The sequence below is a fragment of the Frankia sp. R82 genome (assembly GCF_023716925.1).
Lineage (GTDB): Bacteria > Actinomycetota > Actinomycetes > Frankiales > Frankiaceae > Frankia.
The window spans coordinates 1-10,736 of record NZ_JAMQQG010000348.1 but is presented as its reverse complement, the minus strand read 5'-3'; the positions used below and the strand labels follow the sequence as shown (position 1 = coordinate 10,736).

Below are 10,736 nucleotides of genomic sequence, written 5' to 3'. Positions count from 1 at the left end.
CGAGGGCAACCGCGAGGACCCGCCGGGCCTCTTCCTCGGTGAGTGCACGCACCGGAGCTTCCGCGTTCCTCGGCGGTCGCGACCGGATGCGGTGCCGCTGAGATTCTCGATCAACTGGCGAGGTCTCGACGGTGACGCGAGGCCAGGGTGCTGCTCCAAGGCCAGCCAGCGCCCCGGCTTTCGGCGATGCGCCGTGTAGCCAATCATGTAGCCAAGCCGGCGGACGCAGGTGGACGACCATGGAGATCAATGGCGTCCACGGACGTGGTGTACGGATCGTGATCGTTTAGCGACTTTTCGGAGTGGCGGTCCGTAATGTAGAGCGACCATCGCGTGATCCTTTTCGAGAACCGCCAAGAACTCGACGAGGAGATACGCGATGGCCGTGCGTCCGACTGTGGCTGATGCCGAGGGGTTCGGCAAGGAGCTGATGGCAGCGAGTCCGGACCTGCTGGGCTCGATGGTGAAGGCGTTCGCGGAGGCGTTGATGGGCGCCGAGGTGGACGGGATCTGCAATGCGGAATATGGGGAGATTTCACCTGAGCGGGTGAACCGGCGGAACGGCTATCGGGCGCGGGAGTGGGACACCCGGGCCGGGACGATCGACCTGGCGGTACCGAAACTGCGGTAGGGATCCTATTTTCCGGAATGGCTGTTGACGCGTCGTCGTCGCGCCGAGCAGGCGTTGATCTCGGTGGTCGCGACCTCCTATCTGCTGGGGGTATCGACCCGCCGGGTCGACAAGCTCGTCGAACAGCTCGGGGTGGATCATATTTCGACATCGCAGGTATCGGTGTTGGCGAAGCATCTCGACGCCCAGGTCGAAGCGTTCCGCTCCCGACCACTGGACGCCGGCCCGTACCGGTTCGTCCAGACCGACGCGCTCACGATGAAGGTCCGAGAGGACGGCTGGGTGATCAATGTGCACTGCCTGCTCGCGGTCGGTGTCAACGGCGACGGCCATCGGGAGATCCTCGGCCTCGACGTCGTGAGCAGCGAGGACGGCGCCGGCTGGCTGGCGTTCTTCCGAGGCCTGGTCGCCCGCGGCCTGTCCGGGGTACGGCTGGTGACCTCCGATGCCCACCGGGGACTGGTCAACGCGATCGGCTCCACGCTGCCGGGAGCGTCGTGGCAGCGCTGCCGGACCCATGATCTGCGGGATCTGCTCACGATGACACCGAAGTCGTCGCAGCCGTGGGTCGCCACCCTGGTCAGAACCGTCTTCGATCAGGCCGACGCGAACGAGGTCAGCGTGCAGTTCGACCGGGTCGTCGAAGCCCTCACCGAGAAACTCCCCAAGGCCGCCGACCATCTCTCGAGCGCGAAAGCCGACCTGCTCGCGTTCACCACCTACCCGCGGGAGGTCTGGCGGCAGATCTGGTCCTCCAACCCGCAGGAAAGGCTGAACAAGGAAATCCGCCGGCGCACCGACGTCGTCGGTATCTTCCCCAACCGCGACGCCATCATACGTCTCGTCGGAGCCGTACTCGCCGAACAACACGACGAATGGATCGAGACCCACCGCTACTTCGGCCTGGAAATCCTCGCGAAAGTCGACGCCACGAACAACCCGTCCGACACACCCGAGATCAGCGTGACACCCGAAGCCCTCACCACATAAACTTCAATTAGGATCACGCGGAGTCACTCCCCGTACACCACGCCGCTGGATGTGACCCTTCGTGGTCTGGAGTGTGGTGTGCCGGCAGGGTTATCTGGGCGATCGCGCACGGACGAAGGTGGGCCCGTCGGCATCACGCCGAAGGGGCTGGGGCCGAATGGCAGATCATCTGGATGGCGGATCGTCGGGTCGCCCTCGCTGGAGAACTGGGTTCTTGAGTAGCATTACCGCACCTGTGACGGCGAGCCCGCCGAAGAATGCGGCCGACGGGAGAGTGAGCCCACGCAGAGCCGGACTTACATGCTCGGTAAAAGAAAACACAACGCCGAGAACCGAAGAGACGAGCCCGATACCGAAGACAAGGCAGGTTGACACGATATAGGACAGGCCAAGATGGAGGCTACGGTGCCAGCGGTTGGCTCCTCGCACCCATCCTTCCCAGTGCAGTACATTCTCGGGAGAAAGGTCGGAATAGGAAGTCGCCCTACCTTCTCTACCCTTGTTGAGTAGTCGTTCGAGTTCCCAGAGGAACCGTGCTGCCCGTGCCATCCTGATTAGTTCACCGAGCCAGATGAACCAGATTCCGGCTACGAAGATCGGAGCCAGGCTCAGGATGCTTGTTCGCAGCGGAGCATTCGACCAGGTGCTCAGGACCCCGGTGAAAACAATCGCCATTGCTGCTATTCCATAGTTGAGAGTGGTCTGCTGGGCGGTGATGGCGAAGAGCATCTCCTCCTTGACCTTCTCGTACTCCAGAATCGTCAGTGACATGCGCTGCTCGGCGCTGTAGGGGGCAACCCGCCGGCGGAGCGATGACCGCCCTCTCCGGGAGCGTCCCGCACCGGAGCCGGCCAATATGCCCCCTCCCCCGACCGCTGCGGCAGAAAAGTGCCAGGAGCTACTTCGGATTCCCGTCAGGTGTGCCCGTACAGTATCCACCGCAGTCGGTTTCCATCTCGAACTCGCCATCAACATGACAGCGCGAGTCGTGCTGGCTACGTCCTGCCATATGCCGGGATGGGTGGGACGCGTCTGCGAGGTGCGTGGTGCCAGAACCCGGCACCGGTGTTGACCTGGCCTTTTGGATAGCTCGTTCGTATTCGTTGATCAGATCGCCGAGGGCGGGCTGGCGGTTGATCTGTTTTCGGGTCAGGTCTGCGGCGAGATGGTCAGGCAGCGGCAGCGGCAGCGGCAGCGGCGGCGGCAACGACCTGGCGCATCCCCGGGTGCTGCCTTACCGGACCGGCGACGCCTTCGGCCTTGCCTGGGATGGTAGCGGTATGACCACCAGCCGCACCCTCGCCTGGACGCACTTAGGTGTTTTTCGTCGTGCTGGTTCGTGCGTTGATCCGGTAGCGATGTGGCGGTTGCCCTCGGGCGCGGTGGAACGCGCGGGAGAAGGCGTGTTCGCTGGTGTAGCCGACGGCGGTCCCGATGGTGGCGACGGACTCGTCGGTCTCGCGTAGCCGTTGGGCGGCGAGGTCCATCCGCCATCGAGTGAGGTAGGTCAGCGGCGGTTCGCCGACGAGGGTCGTGAAGCGGCGGGTCAGCGTGGCTCGGGAGATGTGCACCTCGGCCGCGAGGTTCTCGATGGTCCAGGCGCGTGCCGGTGTCTCGTGGAGCAGAGCGAGCGCTCGGGCGGTGACCGGGTCGTGCAGGGCGCGCAGCCACGAGCCGTCGCCGGCCGGTCGGGTGCGCAGCCAGGCACGGACGACATGGACGAGCAGGACGTCGACCAGTCGGGCGACGACGGCCCGGGAGCCGGGTGGAACACCGTTGAGTTCATGGCGCAGCAGCGCGAGCGTGGCGGCGACGGCGCCGTCGTCGCCGGGAACGCCGGCGGCGAGGTGCAGGACGCGCGGCAGCAGGGACATGAGCGGTTGGGCGACCTCGTGGTCGTAGTCGTAGGAGGCGCACAGGATGCGGGTGACAGCGCCGGTGCCGGGCAGTTCGATGACGCCGTCGTCGGTGCGTAGACCGATTTTCGCCGCCTGGGTGAGCGGCATGGCGGCGGTGGCGGGCCCGCTGGACAGGGTGTGGGCGAGGTTGGTCGGCAGCAGAACGACGTCGCCGGGCATCAGCCGCAGCGGGCCGGCATCCGCGGCGCGCAGCCAGCAGGAGCCGGCGAGGATCGCGTGGAAGGTCGCGCCGGGCTGGGGGTCGACCTCGACGCCCCATGGTTCGTGTGCGACGAGCTGGGCGAGCACGGCGCCGGAGACACGGGCGAGCTGGAGCACGTCGGTGAGTGGGTCGGCCGGGGCGTCCATTGTTCGACGATATCGTGCACGACGGTGTCCTGAGCCGATCAGCTAAAGAAATGAGATTTCTGCGTATAGAAAGGCTCGTCTTGCCTTTCTATCGTGAGGTCATGTCCACATCTGAGGCTGCTTCCACATCCCTGACCGCCGCCACCCTGGCCCTGCGCTCCCAGCTGCATGAGGCGTACGGGGCTGACGCGCTGGCCCCGTTCGACACCAACGCCGCGGCCATGGCCGCCGACGGCGTCGGTGCTACCGCCCCGTCCGTGGGAACGCCCGCGCCGCGGTTCGTGCTGCCGGACGTCCACGGCACCAGCCGGGCACTCGATGATCTGTTGGTCTCGGGCCCCGTGGTGCTGGTGTTCTACCGTGGCGCCTGGTGCCCGTACTGCAACCTGCAGCTGCGTGCCTTCCAGGGATCGCTCGGCGAGATCGAGGCGACCGGCGCGACCCTGGTCGCGGTGTCACCGCAGACGCCGGACAACTCACTGTCGTTCGCCGAGAAGGAAGGGCTTGGTCTCACGGTTCTCAGCGATCTCCACAACCGGGTGGCACGTGACTACGGCCTGGTCTTCCGTCAGGACGACGCCCCGACCGCCGTGCAGAAGGGGCTCGGCATCGACCTGGCGGAGGTCAACGGCGACGACAGCTATGAGCTCCCCGCCGCCGCCACCTTCGTGATCGACGCCGGCGGGGTGATCCGGTTCCGTTCGGTCTCCGCCGACTACCGCTGGCGCGTCGGCCCCGAGGAGGTCCTCGCCGCGTTGCACGGACTGCGGTGACGGCACGCGCCGGCGCGGCTTCCGGCCGCGCCGGCGCCCCGTGGTGACGAACAGTCCAGCGGTCGCCGACGCCGCAGCCGTCAGGAACCAGCCGGCCGGACGAACACCGTGTGCGTGGGCGAACCAGCCGAAGGCGAGCGAGAACGGTAGGAAGAGCAGCCAGGACAGCGTGCCGGCCCCGGAGGACGCACCGGCGCGGATGGTCGAGGGCACGGCGTCGTGCAGCAGCCTGCCCGCCCGGATGCCGATGATCGCCAGGAGAAGGGTCAGGATCGCCTGGGCGGCGATCACGGCCGCGAGCGACCGGGTCAGGGTCAGGGCGAGCGTGGCAGCCGGCGCGGCGAGTGCGAGGACGGCCACGACCGCGCGGTTGTCGAGGTTCAGCCGGCCCGCGAGGAAGCCACCCAGGCCGAGCATGGACACCACCATTGCCCAGTACGGGCCGAACAGCGCCGCGGGCGCGGCCAGTGTGACCAGCCAGAGCGGTCCGAACTCGAACACGGCCTGGGAGAGCATCGCGGTCAGCGCCGCCAGCAGCAGCGTCTGACGCACGGCCGGCTGCCGGATCATCGTGCGGTAGGTGATGGCCATCTGGCCGCGCAGCGCGACCGGCTCCGCCGCCCGGTGCAGCCGCGGCTCGGCGAACCGCCCGAACGCCACGGCCGAGGCGGCCACGAACGGCAGGGTGGCGAAGTACGTCACCCGCGCGGAGGTCCAGCCGGCGATGGCGCCGCCGGCCAGGGCGCTGACCACGAGCACACCGCTTTCGACCATGTTCACCCGGCCGATCCAGGTCTCGTACCGCTCGCTCGACCCGGTTTCCGCCAGGACGACGTCGTACACGATGCTGTCGACCGTTCCGGAGCTGAGCGCGAAGTAGACACCCAGGATCAGGGCCGCGGCGATGTAGGTCGGCACGTCGTGGCTCAGACCGCCGAGCACCGTGCTCGCGAGCAGCGCGATGCTGGCGCACACCATCAGCCCGCTGCGGCTCCACCGGTCGGCGAGAACCCCCGACGGAACCTCCAGCAGCGGGACGACCGCGGCATACGCGGCTGCCATGACCGCGACCGTGCGTGGGGTGAACCCGATCTGCGTCATGAAGAGCTTCTCGACCGGGACCCACAGAACCATGCTGGAGAGCCCGACCGCGACCTGCAGCGGCAGCAGCCGCCGGGCCAGCCGGCGCCGCGTGCCCGCCGGCGAGCTCACCTCATCGAGCGTCGTCGCGACCGCGGCCGCCTTCACTGATGCCACTGGGCCTCCCGCCCTCCACGTGCTCTGGTGTCACCACCGAAGTCACCGGAGAGGGGCCACCCGTTACACCTGCCTCGCCCACGGGCCGCGTGGTCGGCTCCGCCCCTGGTCTGGGACCTGCCGGAGTCGGCCGCGCTGCGACCTGGCGCGGCTGGCGGACGGACCCCACGCCGTCCACCTGACGCACCTTCGACCAGGGAGAAGTCGAGGATGGTGGTCTCGGTGTCTCGCGTCGGCCGGAGAAGGCGGCGTGCTCAGGGCAGCGCGTGGGGCAGTGTCATGGCGTCCAGGGTGTGTCGGCACGCGCAGGACCGCTCGGTCGGGAGTCTCTCCAGCGCATGATGCAGGAGGTTTCGCAGCGTGCCGACGGAGCGGGCGAAGACCTCGAAGACCTCGGCCTGGGTGACCGCGGACTCGATGCCGGAACCCGCGTCGTGGTCGGTGACGATCGCGATCGGGGTGTAACAGAGCGCGAGCTCGCGGGCCAGGACCGCCTCCGGGTGGCCGGTCATGTTGACCAGGGACCAGCCCTGGGCGGCGAAGAAGCGGGACTCCGCCCGGGTGGAGAAACGGGGGCCCGGTATGACGACCATGGTCGCGCCGTCGACGATGTGCAGACCGAGCTCGGTCCCGGTCCGCGACACCACCGCTCGTCCGATCGGACAGTAGGGGTCGGCGAAGGACACGTGCACGGCACCGGAGTCGTAGAAGGTCGTCTCGCGTCCGGACGTGCGGTCGACCAGCTGGTCGGGCAGGACGAACGTGCCCGGGCCGAGGTCGGGGCGCAGCGCCCCCACCGCGGCCGGCGCGAGGATCTGCCGAACGCCGAGGCTGCGCAGCGCCCAGATGTTCGCGCGGTAGTTCACCCGGTGGGCCGGGAACCGGTGGTCACGGCCGTGCCGGGCGAGAAACGCGACGCCCCGGCCGGCCAGGCTGCCGACGGCGATCCGGTCGCTCGGCTCCCCGTAGGGGGTGTCCACCTGAACATCGGTCGCATCGTCGAGAAACGAGTACAGGCCCGTTCCGCCGATCACCGCGATCTCGGCCTTCGTCACTGTCGACTCCTCCGTGTCCTGGCTGCCCGCGTGTGCCACGCGGTTGGTCTGGAACGCCGCTCAGACGCGCAGCGGGGCGTGGGCGAACTCGGCGACGCCCGGGCCGAAGCCGACGGTGGCCGTGTAGCCGAGTGCCTGGCCGGCCCGGGCCGACGAGGCGAACACGTGCCGGACGTCACCGGCGCGGAACTCTCCGGTGATCGTCGGTGGCTCCGCGCCGAAGGCTGTGCAGAGCGCCCGCGCCATCTCACCGACGCTGTGTGAACGGCCGCTGCCGATGTTGAAGGCGGTCAGGCGGCGGGCCGGCGCCCCGGGCCAGCGCAGGGCGAGGAGGTTGGCTCGGGCCACGTCGGTGACGTGCACGAAGTCGCGTAGCTGGCCGCCGTCCTCGAACACGGCCGGGCGCTCACCGCGTTCCAGGGCACTGCGGAACAGGGACGCGACACCGGCGTACGGGGTGTCGCGGGGCATGCGCGGTCCGTAGACGTTGTGGTAGCGCAGGGCGATGACGGTGCCGCCGCTGGCCGCTGCCCAGGCCGCCGCGAGATTCTCCTGCGCGAGCTTGGTGGCGGCGTACACCGATCGGGGATCCATCGGTGCGTCCTCGGTGACGGGCCGCGGCTCGACGGGCTGTCCGCAGGTCGGGCAGCGCGGCTCGAACCGGCCGGCGGCGAGGTCGGGTTCCTGCCGGGGCCGCGGGCGGACCGGGCCGTGCGCCGGGCACCGGTAGGCGCCTTCGCCGTAGACGACCATCGAGCTCGCCAGTACCAGCCGGTGCAGGCCGGCACGGGCCATCTCGGCCAGCAGGACGGCCGTACCGAGATCGTTGTGTGCGGCGTAGGCGGGGAGATCGGCCAGGTCGACACCCATGCCGACCATCGCGGCCTGGTGGCAGACCGCGTCCACGCCGTCCAGCGCGGCCCGGACAGCGTCCGCATCACGCACGTCACCGATCCACAACCGGGCCCGGGGATCAAGGCCGGCAGCAGCGGATCCGAAGGCCTCAGACCCGGGGATTCCGGGTCCGCCAGGGATTCCGGGTCCGCCAGGGACTTCGGGTCCGGGCGTGCGGCGGTGCACGCCGGGCAGCAGCGCGTCCAGGACCCGCACCTGGATACCGGCGGCGAGCAGAACATCGACGACGTGGGAACCGATGAATCCGGCACCGCCGGTGACCAGGACGCGCACGCCACCGACGCTAACTGCCGGTGTGCGGACCGGATCTTACGAAGCGCTGACATCGCGGCGCCCCGGACCGGACCGATGTCCGCCGGACGAGACGGCGACCGATCAGTTCGCCACGGGCAGGTTGACCACGAACCGACAGCCGCCGCGCACGTTGCGCACGCTGACCTCGCCCCCGTGCGCCTCCGTGAGGGCACGGACGATGGCCAGCCCCAGGCCCGCGCCGGCCCGGTCGTGGTCCTCGGACGGGGACCGGGCGCTCTCACCGCGATACCCGGCGTCGAACAGCCGGCCGAGATCATCGGGTGGGATACCACCGCAGCCGTCGCGGACGGCGAGTTCGGCCCGCCCGTTCGCCACCGACGCCGAGACGGCGACGGTCCCGTCGCTGGGGGTGTGCCTGATCGCGTTGGCGATCAGATTCGTCAGCACGCGCTGGAACTCGACCACGTCCACGTCGACGCGGTCGACGTCGCCCACGTCGCCGGTGAGCCGGACGCCCTTGGCCCGTGCGATCGGGTCGGCCGTGCCGATCGCCTCGGCGACCAGATCGGCCACCCGGACGTTCTCCACCGTGAGGGCGACCGCGCCGGCCTGTAGCCGGGAAAGCTCGAACAGCTCGTCGAGCAGCACGGTCAGGCGTTCGCTGCTGCGCACCATCGTGCGGTGGTAGGCGGCCACGACGGCCGGGTCGTCGACGACGCCGTCGTCCAGCGCCTCCGCGACGGCGCGAATCCCGGCGACCGGGGTGCGCAGGTCGTGACTGACCCAGGTGACGAGCTCACGGCGGCTGGCCTCCAGCGCCCGTTCCCGCTCGGTCGCCGCCAACAGCCGGCGATGGGAGTCGTCGAGCGCACGGGCGATCACCGCCAGCTCCGCGCTGGGCGGCTCACGGTCGGACGGACGATAGCCGGGGCCGCCGAGCTGGCCCGCGGCGGCGGCCAGGGCATGGGAGGCGCGGGCGACGGGCAGACCCAGCCACAGCGTCATGGCCGCGGTCACGCTCCCGGACACGGCGACCACCAGGAGCACGACGTGCAGGTCGTGGTGGGACAGGAACATCGCCCTGGCCGTGACCGCGACACCGGCCGCCATGCCGCCCACCGAGACGGCGACGACGGCCGCCGCCCAGACCCGCAGGGAGGCCCGTCGCAGGCGGCGCAGCACCGGGGCCGCAAGCAGCGGGGCGGCGAGGGAGCAGCCGAGCGCGATCGCGCAGATCTGCAGGTTCGGATCCACCGGTCAGCCGGCTTCCGCGGGTTCCCCGGGCGCAGTGGACGTGGTGGCGACGTCCTGTGCGGGTGGATCACATCGGTAGCCGACGCCCCAGACGGTGGTCAGCATGCTGGGAGACCTCGGATCATCCTCGATCTTCTCCCGCAACCGACGGATGTGCACCGTGACCGTCGAGCTGTCCCCGTAGGTCCAGCCCCAGACCCGTTCGAGCAGCGTCGCCCGGGAGAACGCCACGCCCGGATGACGCAGCAGGAAGGCGAGCAGATCGAACTCGCGGATCGTCAGGGACAGGTCCTGCCCGTCCCGGGTGGCCGTGCGCGCGGCCAGATCGACGGCGAGCCGGCCCGCCCGTAGCCGCGGACGGCCGACCGGGCCGGGTGGGGGCTCCTGGGTGCGGCGCAGCACCGAGCGCACCCGCAGAACGAGCTCGCGGGGGGAGAACGGCTTGGTCACGTAGTCGTCGGCGCCCGTCTCCAGCCCGAGGATCCGGTCCGACTCGGCGCCGAGCGCGGTGAGCATCACCACGGGTACGGGGCCCAGCTCGCGCAGCCGCCGGCAGACCTCCAGACCCGGCAGGCCCGGCAACATCAGATCCAGGACGACCAGGTCGGGCGGGGTTCGTTCGGCGGCGGTGAGCGCACCCGGGCCGTCGACGGCCCGGTCGACCTCGAACCCGGCCCGGAGCAGATAACGGCTGACGACATCGGCGACGGTGACGTCGTCATCGACGAGCAGGACACGAGCCACCGTCTCACGGTAGGCGCTGTGGGAGATCCTCCGCGGGGGAGACGGGTTCCCGTTCTGGATTCGTAATCTTCTCCGCCGGTCGCTCGGGTGGCCGGCCCGGTACCCGCGGAAGGCATCCCCGTTCCGTAAGAATTCCGGTCACGAACCGTGGCTAGCGTGCCGCGCATGCCCATCGTGAACACCGCCAGGGACCCGGCCGGCCCAGCCGACGTGCCGGGCGGGATCGACGTCGTCCTGCCGTGTCTGAACGAGGCGGCCGCGCTGCCCTGGGTGCTCTCCCGGATGCCGGCCGGCTATCACCCGATCGTCGCCGACAACGGCTCCACCGACGGGTCGGCCCAGCTGGCTCGCGCGCTCGGCGCCGAGGTGGTGACGGTGACCGAGCGCGGCTATGGTGCGGCGGTCCACGCGGGCCTGCTCGCGGCGCGCGCGCCGCTGGTGTGCTGCTGCGACGCCGACGCCTCGCTGGACCCGGCCGAGCTGCCCGGACTGGTCGCGACGGTGACGGCCCTCGAAGCGCAGCAGCGACTTCACCTCCGCCGAGATCACATAGTCAACCTGGCCGAGCGGCTCCCCGACCCAGGTCCCGGCATCG

The 10,736-nt window shown here is 69.7% G+C and carries 8 protein-coding genes and 2 pseudogenes; 3 read left to right on the top strand and 7 right to left on the bottom strand.

Annotated features, from left to right (window positions below; all coding sequences use genetic code 11):
• Window positions 1-379 precede the first annotated feature (379 nt).
• Window positions 380-1,621 (top strand): annotated as a pseudogene (locus tag ND747_RS28195) (IS256 family transposase).
• A gap of 165 nt (window positions 1,622-1,786) precedes the next feature.
• Here the strand turns inward: ND747_RS28195 and ND747_RS28190 are convergent.
• A complete protein-coding gene (locus ND747_RS28190; protein ID WP_251737293.1) occupies window positions 1,787-2,392 on the bottom strand; it encodes a hypothetical protein in 606 nt (201 codons plus the stop codon).
• Between the two features lie 542 nt (window positions 2,393-2,934).
• Window positions 2,935-3,888: an AraC family transcriptional regulator gene (locus ND747_RS28185; RefSeq protein WP_251737292.1), complete on the bottom strand. Its 954-nt coding sequence runs from the start codon at window positions 3,886-3,888 to the stop codon at window positions 2,935-2,937.
• 50 nt (window positions 3,889-3,938) lie between these two features.
• Between ND747_RS28185 and ND747_RS30290 the strand changes: the two genes are divergently transcribed.
• Window positions 3,939-4,661, top strand: coding sequence for a peroxiredoxin-like family protein (locus ND747_RS30290; protein WP_374216346.1), 723 nt, complete (start codon window positions 3,939-3,941; stop codon window positions 4,659-4,661).
• Between the two features lie 243 nt (window positions 4,662-4,904).
• On the opposite strand, the pseudogene ND747_RS30285 reads toward ND747_RS30290, so the two are convergent.
• From ND747_RS30285 to ND747_RS28160, 5 genes and pseudogenes are all read right to left on the bottom strand, one after another.
• Window positions 4,905-5,795 (bottom strand): annotated as a pseudogene (locus ND747_RS30285) (MFS transporter); the annotation flags it as partial.
• 377 nt (window positions 5,796-6,172) lie between these two features.
• Window positions 6,173-6,973, bottom strand: a complete 801-nt coding sequence (locus ND747_RS28175; RefSeq protein ID WP_251737290.1) for an S-methyl-5'-thioadenosine phosphorylase — start codon at window positions 6,971-6,973, stop codon at window positions 6,173-6,175.
• A gap of 60 nt (window positions 6,974-7,033) precedes the next feature.
• Entirely contained in the window at window positions 7,034-8,161 is a 1,128-nt protein-coding gene (locus ND747_RS28170) for an NAD-dependent epimerase/dehydratase family protein (protein WP_251737289.1), read from the bottom strand.
• Between the two features lie 102 nt (window positions 8,162-8,263).
• A complete protein-coding gene (locus tag ND747_RS28165) occupies window positions 8,264-9,397 on the bottom strand; it encodes a HAMP domain-containing sensor histidine kinase (RefSeq protein WP_251737288.1) in 1,134 nt (377 codons plus the stop codon).
• Window positions 9,398-9,400: 3 nt separating this feature from the next.
• On the bottom strand, window positions 9,401-10,141 hold the full coding sequence (locus ND747_RS28160; protein ID WP_251737287.1) for a response regulator transcription factor: 741 nt from the start codon (window positions 10,139-10,141) through the stop codon (window positions 9,401-9,403).
• 165 nt (window positions 10,142-10,306) lie between these two features.
• Between ND747_RS28160 and ND747_RS28155 the strand changes: the two genes are divergently transcribed.
• Window positions 10,307-10,736: glycosyltransferase family 2 protein (locus ND747_RS28155; protein ID WP_251737286.1), on the top strand; the 430-nt coding region annotated here is incomplete at its 3' end.

Excerpts from the sequence above, each read along its gene's own strand:
- ND747_RS28190 (WP_251737293.1), bottom strand. The coding sequence starts at position 2,392 with ATGTCACTGACGATTCTGGAGTACGAGAAGGTCAAGGAGGAGATGCTC.
- ND747_RS28185 (WP_251737292.1), bottom strand. The coding sequence starts at position 3,888 with ATGGACGCCCCGGCCGACCCACTCACCGACGTGCTCCAGCTCGCCCGT.
- ND747_RS30290 (WP_374216346.1), top strand. The coding sequence starts at position 3,939 with ATGAGATTTCTGCGTATAGAAAGGCTCGTCTTGCCTTTCTATCGTGAG.